Origin of the sequence: Syntrophomonas zehnderi OL-4 (assembly GCF_000983115.1) — a bacterium.
In the GTDB taxonomy this organism is placed as follows: domain Bacteria; phylum Bacillota; class Syntrophomonadia; order Syntrophomonadales; family Syntrophomonadaceae; genus Syntrophomonas_B; species Syntrophomonas_B zehnderi.
The window spans coordinates 26,327-39,290 of sequence record NZ_CGIH01000009.1 but is presented as its reverse complement, the minus strand read 5'-3'; the positions used below and the strand labels follow the sequence as shown (position 1 = coordinate 39,290).

Below are 12,964 nucleotides of genomic sequence, written 5' to 3'. Positions count from 1 at the left end.
AGGAGACTGATCCCGCCTGGCGGGATGAAATTTGAGGAGGAAAAATATGGATTTGTATGACTTCTACGAAAAATACTGCCTAGGAATGTGTCCCGAAAGACGAATTTATAGCTCATTTCATGATGGGAAGACAGGCATATGCCATAGCTGTCATCTAGACGGATTTATCGAGTTTGTTAACGATTCAACTACACAATACATAAACTTGAGTACTTTGAAAGAAGAAGACGAACAGTTTGTTCTTATGATCATGTCTGAAATATCGGAAGCAAATAACATAGAACTGGATGAAGCTTTTCGAGTAATAATATCATACGGATTACAGTGCCATTTTGAAATGAAAAGACTCGGCCCAATATTTAATCCTGAGGGACGACCACCCAAATAATACTGATCTCCCGCGCGGCCTGGTTCAGGAGATATTGTAAAACTAGAAAGGCGGTTAATGTTATGTGTTTTGTCACCTACGAAAATCCCAGGAACGGAAAGCGTACCAGGGTCAAAAGAGGCTTCAACTGGTTAGTTATGGGTTTTGGCCCCTTGTGGTTCCTGTTTAATGGCATGATCCTTTGTGCCCTGCTTTGGTTAACCGCTGCTATGGTTGTTGGCCTTTTAACTGCTGGTATTGGGGGCCTGCTTATGTGGCCTTTTGCCGGTTTCTTTGCAAATGGGCAGCGGGAGCGCAGGCTAATTAAGCGAGGTTGGCGGACAGTTTAATATAAAGGAGGTGAAGTGGAATGTTTAATTTTGATAAGTTTTGTAAAGCTCAATGCCCGTATTCATATATAGAAATTAAAGAGCATATGGAACCCTGTATAAACTGCCCCGTAAGTACTTTTCTGGATATTAATGATGAGTTAGAACAAATCATTAAATCAGCCCACTACTGGCTATCTTCTAATAGACCCCGTGGACAAGCAGAAACAACCCTTAAATGTGGACATGTTGATAGATTAGGTGCTCCTATGTGTAAATCCTGCACTAAAAAAGCACTTAATTCTGCGATAAGGGCTAATTAAAGAATCCCTGGCTAAATTTTTGCTTAACTGAATAACTATGTTACCAACACCCCCAGGGGTGTTGTTTTATGCCCTTTTTCCCAGTCCGTTAAGCCCGGGTAATATAGCGTCCGGCTTTTCTGTATTCATTTAGGTTTAAACGTTGCTAGGAATCAATAAATAATAGAAGGAGTGAAGTGATGTGGTTAATTGCGGTACTTGCTGCCATTTTGGCCTTGAGAACCGCTGACCCAGTAAAGGCAAGTGTTAAATGAATAAAAGGATCGTAGAGCTTTAGATTTCTTTTGCAAAATATGGGGAAAATTGTTATCCTTGATTCTAGAGAAGAATATTCTTGAAATGGATAGAATCAAGCAAAATCTACTTTATTAGGTTACAGAATAGATGAGCATTTGTATATTTAAAACTGTAATGGAGGTGACTTTTTGAACCGATCTCCGTTAAGATATCCGGGTGGTAAAAGTAGCATTACCCCTCTAATTAAATTGATTCTTTCCAAAAAAGATAATAGAACAACAACATACATTGAGCCTTTTGCAGGCGGTGCAGGGGTTGCGATAAATCTCTTGCTGGATGGCGTTGTAGATAACATAGTCATTAACGATTATGATAAGGCTATATACTCCTTTTGGCGCGCTTTAAAAGAGCAAACAGATGATTTAATCTCTTTAATCGAAGATACGCCGGTTAATATTGAGGAATGGTATAAACAGAAGGCAATATATTCTACCTCAAACCGGAAGTATTCATTAGAACTTGGGTTTGCAACCTTTTTTTTGAATAGGACAAATCGTTCCGGTATATTAAATGCGGGTCCAATTGGGGGGTATAGTCAATCCGATTTTTATAAGATAGACGCCAGATATAATAAACCAATGCTAGTTGAACGCATACAGTCTATTGCTACTAAGAAAAAAAGTATTTTTATATACAATAAAGAAGTGCGAAGTTTCTTGACCCAGATACTGCCTAAATTTCAAGAGAATGCATTTATCTATTTTGATCCACCATATTTTGTGAACGGAAAAAGGCTTTATAAGAACTTTTTTGTTGAGAATGATCATGTAGATATTGCACGTAGCATTGAGCAGAATGTAACTTGTGATTGGGTTATGACATATGACGACGAGACAAGGATCAGAAGTATATATTCCAACTATGTCATGAGAAATTATGTGTTAAATTATAGTGCTGCGAATAAGGGTAAGGGAACAGAATTAATTATATTCAAGTCATCGAAATTAGTGCCAAATGAGCTGGAAATTAGAAACGATTTGCCTAGATTGGCAATAAGCAATTTCTGAAGGTGGGACTCATTAATGTACAAGAGTATCCAGATTAACGATTTTAGATTATTTAAAAATCAGAAGATATTGTTGGGTAAGTACTTAACAATATTAAGTGGGCGAAATTCCACAGGGAAATCTACGATTCTTGGAATGATCGCTAATTCTGGAGAACTAAAAAAGAAAGATGGCGTAACATATTTTTCTAAAGCTTTTCGTTCAGACTTTAGCGAGTTGTTTAAGGGCAGTAAAACTTTTGATGTCGTAGGGGCCAATCGTTTCTTGATTACATTATGTGATGACGATGGCAACGAGACTGATTACAGAAGTTTTAGAACTGCTTGGCAACAAAAGGATAAGGACAGAAAAAGTCGTGCATCAAGTGGAGATGTATCTAGTTCTAATGGCAATGATATTTCGGATATAAAAAGAGAACGATTTCGCATTATTCCCTTTAAAAAGGAAGAGAACAAGCGTACTGAAGCCAAATTTAACTTTCCAGTGATTTATCTTGGCTTATCACGTTTATTCCCTCTTGGGGAATCCAATGATGAATTGATAACTGCAAACGCTATTACTTTTAAAAATGAAGAACACAAGCAGTGGTTTATAACCAATTACAAAATGATATTGTCAATGCAATCAGACGTTCAGGACATAACTAACTACAGTATTGGAGAAACAGATAAAAAAAGCGGTATAGGAATTAGCACCGATCATTATGATTATTTGACAAATTCATCAGGCCAAGATAATTTAGGTCAAATTCTCTTGGCTTTATTATCTTTTCGTAAGCTTAAAGAAGAACGAGGTATGGCGTGGGATGGTGGTATCTTGTTGATTGATGAAATTGATTCTACGCTTCATCCGGCAGCACAAAATAGACTGATTAAATTATTCATCAAAGAAGCGCGTTCTAATAAACTGCAAATTATCCTGACGACACACAGTATAAGCCTTTTAAGGGATATTTGTGGCCGAATTGCATATAATAGTCACGACGAAAACGTGAATAACGATATTGAACTATACTATCTGACAAATGCAAATAGAAGGCTAGAGATTAAGCGCAATATCGCTTTCACTGAAATTGAGAGTGATTTATTAGTGAGTTCTGTCGTACAAAACACAAATAAAATAAAGGTCTATTCGGAAGATGCTGAGGCAAGATGGTTTTTAAAGTATTTGATACCGGATTACTTATGCTACGTAGACTTGCTTGAATCCTTTATTGGATGCGATTCACTTATTAGTATGTATAATGCGGATATTTATTATTTCGGGAACACGCTTATTGTTTTTGATGGGGATGTATCTGAGGAACAATTAAATAAAATTCCAGATGCAACACGCCAAAATTTAGGTAATATTCTTAGACTTCCGGGCGGAAAACCTCCCGAACAAGTTATCTATGAATACTTATTAAACTTGGATTCCGATCATGCTTTTTGGAGCGGTACTGCTAGCAGTCTCGGGTTTACTTGGGATTATTTTAAAGAACGTGGGCCCTTATCTGATGATTACAAAGGCAAAAAAGACCGCGATAAATACAAAGCTTGGTTTAACAATCATAGACAATACTTTGAACCAACAAAGTTGATGGATTTCTGGATGCAAGATAATAAAGAGGTTACAGATGCTTTTAAGCGTGATTTTTTGCAAGCATACAATTGCATAGCCAAGAGAACCGCAACTTTTGAAATCAAATAGTTTGCTATTTATACTAAAAATCCGTTTTATTAGCTTAAGGGTCAATAGAAAAAACACCCCTGGGGGTGTTTTTTTATGCCTATTTTTAATATGGGGGTGAGGATGTGGCGAATGGTAAAACGCCAACGAGAAGGCAGAGGGGAATAATTCAGAAATACAGGCTGAATACGAATAACTGGCTGGTTTAGAAGAACCCGCCCGGGGAGTTGCACTTAATTCATCGAAACAGCGGCTCCAAGCGAGTAATCAGGTACCCTGCTGTAGGAGGCTAAGTAATCGTGTCATCTGAAATAGCTATTTTCCTGGGATGTCTTTTGCCGGGGCTGCATACAGCCTACACAGACATAAAAAGGGGAGTGATCTATGATGTGGTTACCCTGCTGATTTTTTTGGCAGGGCTTATTTATGCGATGATAAACGGCACTTATATTTACGCATTTCTAGGCTGTGCTTTAGGCTTTTTAAGCTTCTTTATCGTTGCATGGATTACGAACGGATCTTTGGGGGGAGGTGATATCAAGCTGGCCGCAGGAATCGGGATCTGGTTTGGTTATCAAGACACTATTTTAATTATTGTCCTGGCGGTTTTTGCAGGCGTTGTTTATGAACTGTTCTGTTATTGGCGACAAGGGATGCTCGTAAAGTTATTTCGTGATCGACTTTACCCATATGTGCGTAAAATCCTTTTACGCTTCGGGTATCGGATGAAAAAGATTGATTTATCTGTTGATACAAAATACAAACCGATACCTTTTGCCCCGTTTCTAATAGCCGGAAGCTGGGCAGTATGGGGAATGAGGTTCTTTTTTTGAAAGGAGAGTGACGGTATTTAATAGAATGCAGTACAAATCGTTTAACCCCAGCAAAAAGGGGAAATGGATAGCAATTTTGCTTACCTGCCTGGCTGGCCTGGCAGTATATTTATCAGTTTCAATACTATTTCACCCTGTTTCAGTAGTTGTCGCCAAGGCGGATATCGAGGAAGCATCTCTTATACAGGCCGAGCAATTAGAGTTAGTAAAAGTAGCCAAAAAGGATTGTCAAAAAGGAACATACCAGCGGATTGAAGATGTGGCCGGGGGAGTAGCTGCAGGCTCTATTTTTGCAGGGCAGCAGATTATTGACCGCCAAATAAGCGGGGAAAATGTAGCAGGGGAGCTTGCTTTAGGGAGTATTAAAACCGGTCAGACAATAATTACCCTGACAACCCAACAGGCTACCTGGTCTTCTCAGTTACGCGTAGGGGATTTGGTTACCGTTGTTGGCGTATATCCGGCCGAGTCTGCAGTGCGAGAAGAAGCGGTAGGGCGTGTTACTAAACCATCTGCGGGATCGGTGGTTAGAAACTTGAAGAATATACAGGAAGCTCAGTCTACTAGCCCTAACCAGACGGAGATTTCTTTTGTAACCGATACCGAGGGGGGCAAAAGGGTTCTATTGGCCCTAAAAACCAGTCAAATGGTATATCTTTTGCCCCGACATCCAGATCTGGGGGGTGTGGAGTAATGACTTCTTCTTCGTTTGATTATCGCAGAAAAGAATTCGTTGAAGCGATCCGGCAAGATATGATCCGCAAGCATGGCAATGTGTTTTTGAAACTCAATAACTCACCAGACGCGGCAGCTTATGAAGAAGCCGCTTGTTTAATACGGGGAGAGCTGGAAAAAGGCTGTGATCGGGAAACGCAGGATTATGTAATTGCACAGCTTATTGGCCTGGGGGAAATTGATATCCTTTTAAAAGACCCTACTATATCGGAGATTATGATTAATAAACCCGATGATATTCGCATCGACCGTAATGGACAGATTATTAAAACTGACCTTGCTTACGATAGCGATCAAGATTTGGTTAATCTTAGCTATCGTATTACTCAGCGGTGCGGCCGTAAGATTAATTACTCCACACCGCTGGTAACTGCCAGATTGCCGGATGGCAGCCGGGTAACCATAACTTTTCCGCCGTCATCGGTTCACCCTACGATTACGATTCGTCGTTTTCCAAAACATGTTTTTCCCACAGAAGAATTGCTGGCCAGTAATTTTTTAAGTGAAGAAATGGTTCCATTTTTTAAAACGGCTGTGATTGGGAAATTAAACATCATCGTATGTGGGGGAACCCGTACCGGTAAAACCAGTTTCATTCGCTGGCTGGGAGATTTTATTCCGCATACTGAACGTATCATCACGCTGGAAGAAACCCGGGAGCTTGGCTTAACCCATCCGCATTGTATTTCCCTTGAGCATTCCGCTAAGGCCAGTATTTATGATCTAATGCTGGCTGTTTTACACATGAGGCCTGATCGTATCATTTTGGGTGAGATGTTAGGGGCTGAATCACTGGAGTTTTTGAACGCTGCCGGTACCGGGCATGAAGGAGCAATTTCCAGCGTTCATACGAACTATCATTACAAGCAAGCGGCAATTAACCGGATGGTGCGGGCTATGGCTCACGCCAAGGTGGTTGCCCCTGAAGAATTACGATCCATGATTGCAGAAACAATTGATCTGCTAGTTTTTATCAAGCGTTACCCGGATGGATCCCATAATATTATTAATGTTTGCCAGGTGGAGAGCCAAAATGGGGAACCGGTTTTTCAGGATATCTTTATGTTCCGGAAAAAAGAGGGCATCCACCAGCAGGTCGGGAGCCTTTCTCCTGATTTGATTGCCAGGATTGAAGATAACATCTTAGAAGATATCCCTAATATTCCTTCGTTAAGGGGGAGATATCATGGCTGAGTTTGTTATAGCGGGCGCAGCCACCAGTATTGGGATTTTATCCTGGCTTCTGTATCGATGGCAAAATGATTTCAATTCCCAACTGTTAAAAAAACAAACTCTTTATGGTCTAATTGCTGCCGGATTATTCTTTCTTTTACTCTTGGTGTTTAAAAATCCTGTTGCCGGAGTTTTGGCGGTTGTGCTTATGGGATTGTGTCTAAAAAGAAGGCGCGAGCTTGCTAAGAAAGCTCGCAATCGAATTATTGAGAACCAAGCCGAAGTTGCACTGCAGTTAATTGCGAGTTTTTATGATAACACCGGTGATATAATGACGGCTTTAAAGGAAGCGGCTGATTGTATCCAGCCTCCGCTGGCTGATGAATTAAGGCTGACGGTCACCCAATACAACGCTAATAAGGCCCCTTTATTAGCTTTGCAGGATATGGCTGAGAGAATAGACGATCGAGATATAAGCATTTTCGTGAATGCTGTTATTTTATCAGAACGCTACGGGACTGATACGGCTCAGGTGATTAAAGACGTATCCCGGAAGATTTCACACCGCATTTCTTTGCGTGATGAGCTGAAAAATGAGGTCTGGGGTCAGGGTATGACAATTAGAATTTTTTTTATAGTGTTACCTGTTTTAACTGCAGCTCTTATGCTGATTCCTGACATAAGGCAGGTTTTAATAAATGGAATGGGAGGCAAAATTATTATCAATGTCCTGCTATTGGTTGAGTATTGTGCTTGGTATTTTTCAACGAACCAGGAGGTGATTGATCAGTTATGATTGAAGCCCTTCTACCTTCGGTTTTGATTGCCGGGGCCTTTTTCGCCTGGGTCTATCCGGGCAATATCATGTTGTCTATTGGTGCCAGGGCACCGGATGATTGGAAAGATCGTTATTCAAATCATATTCAAAACCTGAGCCTTAATATATCACCTGAATTGGTGGCTGGAATAAGGTTGGGCGGGTTTTGTTTTGGGATGTTTTTAGCAGTTCTCCTTTGGATCTCTTATGGTGTACTCTGGTCTTTTTTAGGGATTCTGCTGGCATTCTTGTGTTTTCTGATTCCCGAAAAGTATTTAGAAAGGAAAGAAAAAAAGCGCATTGCCGAACTCAGCAGAGAATTTCCCAATATGGTTACTCTGGTGCAGGTATTTTCAAAAGCGGCAGATTTGCAAAAACAGCTCTACCGCCTGGCGACCGAGATGGCTACCTATCCTATGTCTGTAGCTTTAAATAACTTCGCCAAGCGGTGCAATTATTTGCCGATTAATAATTTTGTTTCCGTTCTCCAATATGGTATTGATTCGGGTGCGGATATCGATGATATTCTGGCGACGTTTTCTTTCCGAACCTATGAAAGCCGACTTAATGAAGTAAAAAGGAACATTAAATCTCGTCCCACGGTCATGACTTTTATTTCCGGAGCGATGGCTCTGGTTTTTGTTTTATTGCTTATTGTTCCGATGTATTCAAACATCATTACCAAGTTAAATAGTTTTTAAGGAGGAATACGGTTTATGTGGAAAAAGGCTAAAAGACTTTTATCTAATCAAAAAGGAAACACTTTTTTGGAAAATGGATTATGGATCGTATTAATTGTTTTTGCTTTAGCAGTAGCAGGAGGGGCTTTAGCCCTGGTTGTAAGTGGTAAATATTCAGCACTGGCTGATTCTATTAAGGCGATTAGTATACCTACGATTTAGCCAAAATTAGTTTCGGGGATGGAGGTTTAAATTTCATGAGGATTCATTTTAAAAGGTTGTTTGGGAATAATCGGGGAAACGCGTTTTTGGAGAATCTCTTAATGATTCTCCTGGTAGTCATGATTATTGCTGTCCCGGCCCTAGCCCTATCTCAAGCGATCAGCGACATTATTGTGGCTACAGTTGGCCGGGTAAACCGGATAGGTACTCCTTAAGCCATAGGGGTTAACGCCATATTAGCGTTAACCCTTTTCTTATTTTTAAAGGGGGGTGTTAAGTGGTTTTCGTTAACAAATTTTTAAAAAACCAGCGGGGGACAGCTTTTATAGAGTGGCTATTCATTTTGCCCATGATTATAATGATTATTACCTTCGGGATTGAAATGGGCTTTGCTATGTATGATTTTGCCACGATCAACTATGTTGCATCTGCGACAGCAATTGAGGCTGCCAGAAAAGGGGAGTTTGATGATGAAGTTGCTGTCCGCACAGCAGAATATCTGACTAATTGGACGAGTGTCGGGAAAAGGATGGATATTGTTAGAAGTGATACGGCTATTACAGAACCGGAGCAGGTGGTAGTGTGGGGGCCGCCGACAGGCGAGAAATTCCAGCGGGGACAGATGATTACGGTCGGCCTTTCCTATCCCATAGAGTTTAAAGCCTTTTATATGGATACACTGGCTCATTGGATCGTGGCTGACCAGAGACTTGCTTTAAAAGCCCGTGCATCTGCGCCCAGTGAGGTATATTTTGAGCCATAGGGGGGATAAGTAAAATGCGAAATGAGCGAGGTTCAGTATCCATACTGTGTTTGTTTTTGATCATTGTTCTGCTTATACTCCTTGCCTACGTTACAGACGTTGCCCGTTTGCAGGCGATCAAGATTCATTCCCGCCACAGCCTGAACCTGGCCTTGCGGGCGGCCAGTGCCAAGATTGATATGGAGGCCTATACCGACGCAGAAGATCCTAAATTAATCATTGCCGAGCCGGAGGCCAGAACTGCGTTTGACCAGGTGCTCCGGGATAACTTAAGACTGGACGCAAACAACCAGCCTTACACAAATTCTGCTGCAGATGGGACAGTAGAGATCTGTTATTTCCAGGTAATCCAAGAAGACGATCTTCCTTATACTTATTCCTATAGCAATTATTCAGAGACAATAAACCGGGTATCCTGCACAGGAATAATTAAAGTACCTGTAAAGCTATCTCCTTTTGCCAGATTTACAACTGGCCTACCAGAGTATTCAGAGTTATATGTTCATTCTACGGTAGGGCCGGAGGTAACATGTATTTGGTGAACATTATACCTATGGATGTGATGAGAAAAGATTATCAAACGTTTTAAAACAATATGCTAGTTATCTGGGAAGAACGGAACTTGCTGAAGATTTAACCACCGAAGAGTTAATCCAGTTATCAAGAATTCCGGATATATGTCTTTGGAGTCAATATGGTTTAGGCCGTCAAGACCAGTATGAAAATTTGATAGTTGAATTAAAGAGACCTAATATGGAACTATCTATGCAGGAAGTAGAACAGATTACCGATTATGCTTTTGCAGTTGCAGATAACCCGCGATTTCCAAAGGAAAAGACGAAATGGACATTTTTGCTAACTGGATCGGCAATTAATAAGAACACGAAAAGAAGACTTCGCGAATATGAAAATGAATTTGGCTTGTACGTCAGAGAGGATAACGTGACTGTATGGGTTAAAGACTGGGGCCAAATAATTAATGAGGCTTATGCTAGACATAAGTATCTTGAAGATAGTCTTAAGCTGGCAGCTACTGATAATTCAGAAGGACTTGGTTTTTTAATTGAGAAGCACTCTCAACTAATACCAAATGTTGTACGCAAGAGCGCTGCCGCAAGAGAGTAGATATTGTTACTTCACCCTCCATTAAGGAGGGTTTTTTATTTCCTCATGTTTAATAAAAAAGGGGAGATAAACGAAAACAAGTATATAAGGATGATATTTTTAAAGACAAATTCTAAAGGGGGTTTTATACATGCAAAGACGGTACATATGTATATTTTAAAATCAATTCAAGAATAAATGATAGTAAATGTGAAATGCTGACAACAGAATTACCTTCAAACACCCCCAGGGGTGTTTTTTTATGCCTATTTTTAAATATGAGGGGAGGTGATTTTTAATGGCAACGGCAGAACAAATAAAAAGTTTAGTTAAAGCATATGTTGACAATAATGACGAAAAATTCAAAACCGTTGTGTTACAAATTGCTGCCCATGAAGCAAAATTAGGACATGACAAAATAGCTCGTGACATGAAAACACTTATTGACAAGGTTGGAACAAAGCACGGAAGTATAGTACAGTTAAATGCTCAAAATCCTATGTTGGAACTTAGCGTTCCTTCGCATAACCTATCAGAACTAATTGTTAGTGATGCCATTTCTGACAGGATTAAGAGGATTTTAAACGAGTATAAAAATAGGAATAAGTTATATTCTTATGGATTGACAAATAGGCGCAAAATCTTAATTGAGGGTAATCCTGGAACTGGAAAGACATTAACTGCTTCTGTAATTGCATCCGAATTAACACTTCCCCTTTATACTGTACAGATAGATAAACTTGTGACTAAATTTATGGGTGAAACAAGTGTCAAACTACGGCAAGTATTTGATAGTATAGAATCTATGACAGGAGTTTATTTATTTGATGAATTTGATGCTATAGGTGCGGATAGAAGTTTAAATAATGAAGTTGGTGAAATGCGAAGGATATTGAACTCTTTCCTTCAATTCATTGAACAGGATACGTCTGACAGTATAATAATTGCAGCAACAAACAATTCCAAAATGCTGGATCAGGCATTATTCAGACGCTTTGATGATGTTCTCCATTATTCATTGCCTACAGATAAAGAAATTGAACGATTATTTGTTTATAGGTTAAAAGTATATGATAAAGAGTTCAGAATCACAAATCAACTCGTTAAAGTTGCTGACGGTCTTAGCCAGGCAGAAATATCTCGTGTATGTGAAGATGCCATAAAAGATTCCATACTAAGTGGAAATCCCATCTCTCAGGATCAAGTGATAGATTTAGTCGAGCAACGCCCTTATGTATCAAAACCACAAATTTACAACATTTCTGATGATAATATCAAAGGCTCGCTTACCCGCCAGGCTGCGGGTAAGGCTATCATGCCCCCCTCTCCATGTCAAGGTTAAACCCTTCGGGTGGGGGCCTTCCCTAAAGGGCCCCTCCCCAACCTTGACACGGAGCCTCTACGGGCATGACTGATGCCTGGCAAGCGGCGGGGGCAGCTCGCTAGAATATACTTAGTTGGGGGAATGTATGGAAAAAATATGGTAATATAGTAGAATGATGTCAACCGGACTTTTTAAAGGGGGAAATGTAAATGAGGAAACGGATAGGATTTATTACGCTTACGCTGGGTATACTTTTTTCTGGTTTGATTTACTATAATGGGTTTGTAACTGCAGCCCCTACTCCAAACATTACGGTGGCAGTCAATGGTAAGTTAGTTACCTTTCCGGATCAGAAACCCTATATCAACCAGGACAATCGCACTCTGGTGCCGGTAAGGGCACCGATGGAGGCGGCCGGGGCTACCGTAAGCTGGAATGATAAAACCAGGCAGGTCACAGTTACTAAAGGCGATAAAACCGCAGTTTTCACCATTGGTAGCAAAGTCTATACTATAAACGGCAAGGCCATGCAAATGGACACCACGGCGCAGATAGTCGGTGGTAGCAGAACCGTATTTCCTCTCCGTTTTGTGGCCGAAGCAATAGGTCTTACTGTTGAATGGAATGCTCAAACGAACACGGTGGTAATCACGTCAACAACTACAGAAGTTCAGCCAGGGACTACACCCACTCAGCCGGAAAACAAGAACCCGCTTCCCCCGCACGAAGCTAGAAAGCCTATGACTTCACTTACCCCAGAGGCAAAGGCCAGGTTGATGGCTTATCCGTATCCAGCAGGCGTGGAGGTTTGGAGTAAGATGGTTGAGTTAAAAGAAGAAGGAGCGGTTAAAGGTTTATCTGAGAATCATTTGCAAGAGACAATCAATTCATGGCTTGGCCAAAAATCCTTGATTAAAGCTAACCAGAAGTTTTTCTTTGACTCTGACCTTTGTTTTTGTGTATCTGGTAATTTCAATAATCGTGTAAGGGGTGTATTACAAACTAAAAACCCGGACGGTTCAGTAATAGAGCAAGATGTTGAGTTTGGTTTTGCATATGGTACTCATTTTGTATCCGAAGGAGAAACCCCACAGCCTTCGCATCTATTGGAGGGTAACGATTTCATAACCCTAAGCCCTCCTGTAAAATTATGATCCCAGTCAACACCTGTTGATACATAGTTAGAAATATATTATATAAGCCCGTATCATCATTTATGGTACGGGCTTTTACTTATTTTTAGGGGATATTACCGGAGATCATAAAGGATTAAAAAGGAGTGAATAATTTTGCGAAGACATATAATCTTGGGGTTTTTA

Annotated in this window: 17 protein-coding genes and 1 pseudogene; all 18 read left to right on the top strand. The window is 40.4% G+C overall.

Translation table 11 applies throughout. The features are described 5' to 3' along the window. Positions 1 to 46 precede the first annotated feature (46 nt). The gene (locus tag AAV90_RS03025) at positions 47 to 388 is read left to right on the top strand and encodes a hypothetical protein (protein ID WP_046495721.1); all 342 of its coding nucleotides are present in this window, start codon (positions 47 to 49) and stop codon (positions 386 to 388) included. A 62-nt stretch (positions 389 to 450) separates the two neighbouring features. Further along, positions 451 to 717, top strand: a complete 267-nt coding sequence (locus AAV90_RS03020; protein ID WP_046495719.1) for a hypothetical protein — start codon at positions 451 to 453, stop codon at positions 715 to 717. 20 nt (positions 718 to 737) lie between these two features. Beyond that, positions 738 to 1,019, top strand: a complete 282-nt coding sequence (locus AAV90_RS03015) for a hypothetical protein (RefSeq protein ID WP_046495717.1) — start codon at positions 738 to 740, stop codon at positions 1,017 to 1,019. Between the two features lie 425 nt (positions 1,020 to 1,444). Then, the gene (locus AAV90_RS03010) at positions 1,445 to 2,323 is read left to right on the top strand and encodes a DNA adenine methylase (RefSeq protein ID WP_046495714.1); all 879 of its coding nucleotides are present in this window, start codon (positions 1,445 to 1,447) and stop codon (positions 2,321 to 2,323) included. A gap of 15 nt (positions 2,324 to 2,338) precedes the next feature. Beyond that, a complete protein-coding gene (locus AAV90_RS03005) occupies positions 2,339 to 4,015 on the top strand; it encodes an ATP-binding protein (RefSeq protein WP_046495711.1) in 1,677 nt (558 codons plus the stop codon). A 104-nt stretch (positions 4,016 to 4,119) separates the two neighbouring features. Further along, a pseudogene (locus AAV90_RS15700) lies at positions 4,120 to 4,287 on the top strand (DUF6906 family protein). A gap of 6 nt (positions 4,288 to 4,293) precedes the next feature. Beyond that, positions 4,294 to 4,827, top strand: a complete 534-nt coding sequence (locus AAV90_RS03000) for a prepilin peptidase (protein ID WP_046495708.1) — start codon at positions 4,294 to 4,296, stop codon at positions 4,825 to 4,827. A gap of 25 nt (positions 4,828 to 4,852) precedes the next feature. Next, positions 4,853 to 5,521 carry a CpaB family protein gene (locus tag AAV90_RS02995; RefSeq protein ID WP_046495706.1) on the top strand — a complete coding sequence of 223 codons (669 nt, stop codon included), beginning with the start codon at positions 4,853 to 4,855 and terminating at the stop codon, positions 5,519 to 5,521. Continuing rightward, positions 5,521 to 6,756, top strand: coding sequence for a TadA family conjugal transfer-associated ATPase (locus AAV90_RS02990; RefSeq protein WP_052729564.1), 1,236 nt, complete (start codon positions 5,521 to 5,523; stop codon positions 6,754 to 6,756). Before AAV90_RS02995 ends, AAV90_RS02990 begins: the two co-directional genes overlap by 1 nt. Then, positions 6,749 to 7,531 carry a type II secretion system F family protein gene (locus tag AAV90_RS02985; RefSeq protein WP_046495704.1) on the top strand — a complete coding sequence of 261 codons (783 nt, stop codon included), beginning with the start codon at positions 6,749 to 6,751 and terminating at the stop codon, positions 7,529 to 7,531. The genes AAV90_RS02990 and AAV90_RS02985 overlap by 8 nt, the downstream gene beginning before the upstream one ends. Continuing rightward, positions 7,528 to 8,253 carry a hypothetical protein gene (locus AAV90_RS02980; protein WP_046495700.1) on the top strand — a complete coding sequence of 242 codons (726 nt, stop codon included), beginning with the start codon at positions 7,528 to 7,530 and terminating at the stop codon, positions 8,251 to 8,253. The genes AAV90_RS02985 and AAV90_RS02980 overlap by 4 nt, the downstream gene beginning before the upstream one ends. 15 nt (positions 8,254 to 8,268) lie before the next feature. Next, entirely contained in the window at positions 8,269 to 8,454 is a 186-nt protein-coding gene (locus AAV90_RS02975) for a hypothetical protein (protein WP_046495696.1), read from the top strand. Between the two features lie 35 nt (positions 8,455 to 8,489). Next, positions 8,490 to 8,669, top strand: a complete 180-nt coding sequence (locus AAV90_RS02970; RefSeq protein WP_046495693.1) for a hypothetical protein — start codon at positions 8,490 to 8,492, stop codon at positions 8,667 to 8,669. Between the two features lie 134 nt (positions 8,670 to 8,803). Further along, positions 8,804 to 9,217 (top strand): hypothetical protein, encoded by a 414-nt coding sequence (locus tag AAV90_RS02965; RefSeq protein WP_207642037.1) that lies wholly within the window; start codon positions 8,804 to 8,806, stop codon positions 9,215 to 9,217. 14 nt (positions 9,218 to 9,231) lie between these two features. Beyond that, a complete protein-coding gene (locus AAV90_RS02960; RefSeq protein ID WP_046495687.1) occupies positions 9,232 to 9,759 on the top strand; it encodes a hypothetical protein in 528 nt (175 codons plus the stop codon). A 211-nt stretch (positions 9,760 to 9,970) separates the two neighbouring features. Then, on the top strand, positions 9,971 to 10,342 hold the full coding sequence (locus AAV90_RS02955) for a hypothetical protein (protein WP_046495685.1): 372 nt from the start codon (positions 9,971 to 9,973) through the stop codon (positions 10,340 to 10,342). A gap of 277 nt (positions 10,343 to 10,619) precedes the next feature. Then, positions 10,620 to 11,663 (top strand): AAA family ATPase, encoded by a 1,044-nt coding sequence (locus AAV90_RS02950; RefSeq protein WP_084691450.1) that lies wholly within the window; start codon positions 10,620 to 10,622, stop codon positions 11,661 to 11,663. A 191-nt stretch (positions 11,664 to 11,854) separates the two neighbouring features. Beyond that, a complete protein-coding gene (locus tag AAV90_RS13945; protein WP_052729563.1) occupies positions 11,855 to 12,799 on the top strand; it encodes a copper amine oxidase N-terminal domain-containing protein in 945 nt (314 codons plus the stop codon). Positions 12,800 to 12,964: the final 165 nt, after the last annotated feature.

Excerpts from the sequence above, each read along its gene's own strand:
- AAV90_RS02995 (WP_046495706.1), top strand. The coding sequence starts at position 4,853 with ATGCAGTACAAATCGTTTAACCCCAGCAAAAAGGGGAAATGGATAGCA.
- AAV90_RS02950 (WP_084691450.1), top strand. The coding sequence starts at position 10,620 with ATGGCAACGGCAGAACAAATAAAAAGTTTAGTTAAAGCATATGTTGAC.
- AAV90_RS02970 (WP_046495693.1), top strand. The coding sequence starts at position 8,490 with ATGAGGATTCATTTTAAAAGGTTGTTTGGGAATAATCGGGGAAACGCG.
- AAV90_RS03015 (WP_046495717.1), top strand. The coding sequence starts at position 738 with ATGTTTAATTTTGATAAGTTTTGTAAAGCTCAATGCCCGTATTCATAT.
- AAV90_RS02955 (WP_046495685.1), top strand. The coding sequence starts at position 9,971 with ATGGAACTATCTATGCAGGAAGTAGAACAGATTACCGATTATGCTTTT.
- AAV90_RS03005 (WP_046495711.1), top strand. The coding sequence starts at position 2,339 with ATGTACAAGAGTATCCAGATTAACGATTTTAGATTATTTAAAAATCAG.
- AAV90_RS02980 (WP_046495700.1), top strand. The coding sequence starts at position 7,528 with ATGATTGAAGCCCTTCTACCTTCGGTTTTGATTGCCGGGGCCTTTTTC.
- AAV90_RS02965 (WP_207642037.1), top strand. The coding sequence starts at position 8,804 with ATGATTATAATGATTATTACCTTCGGGATTGAAATGGGCTTTGCTATG.
- AAV90_RS02975 (WP_046495696.1), top strand. The coding sequence starts at position 8,269 with ATGTGGAAAAAGGCTAAAAGACTTTTATCTAATCAAAAAGGAAACACT.
- AAV90_RS02985 (WP_046495704.1), top strand. The coding sequence starts at position 6,749 with ATGGCTGAGTTTGTTATAGCGGGCGCAGCCACCAGTATTGGGATTTTA.
- AAV90_RS02990 (WP_052729564.1), top strand. The coding sequence starts at position 5,521 with ATGACTTCTTCTTCGTTTGATTATCGCAGAAAAGAATTCGTTGAAGCG.
- AAV90_RS13945 (WP_052729563.1), top strand. The coding sequence starts at position 11,855 with ATGAGGAAACGGATAGGATTTATTACGCTTACGCTGGGTATACTTTTT.
- AAV90_RS02960 (WP_046495687.1), top strand. The coding sequence starts at position 9,232 with ATGCGAAATGAGCGAGGTTCAGTATCCATACTGTGTTTGTTTTTGATC.
- AAV90_RS03025 (WP_046495721.1), top strand. The coding sequence starts at position 47 with ATGGATTTGTATGACTTCTACGAAAAATACTGCCTAGGAATGTGTCCC.
- AAV90_RS03020 (WP_046495719.1), top strand. The coding sequence starts at position 451 with ATGTGTTTTGTCACCTACGAAAATCCCAGGAACGGAAAGCGTACCAGG.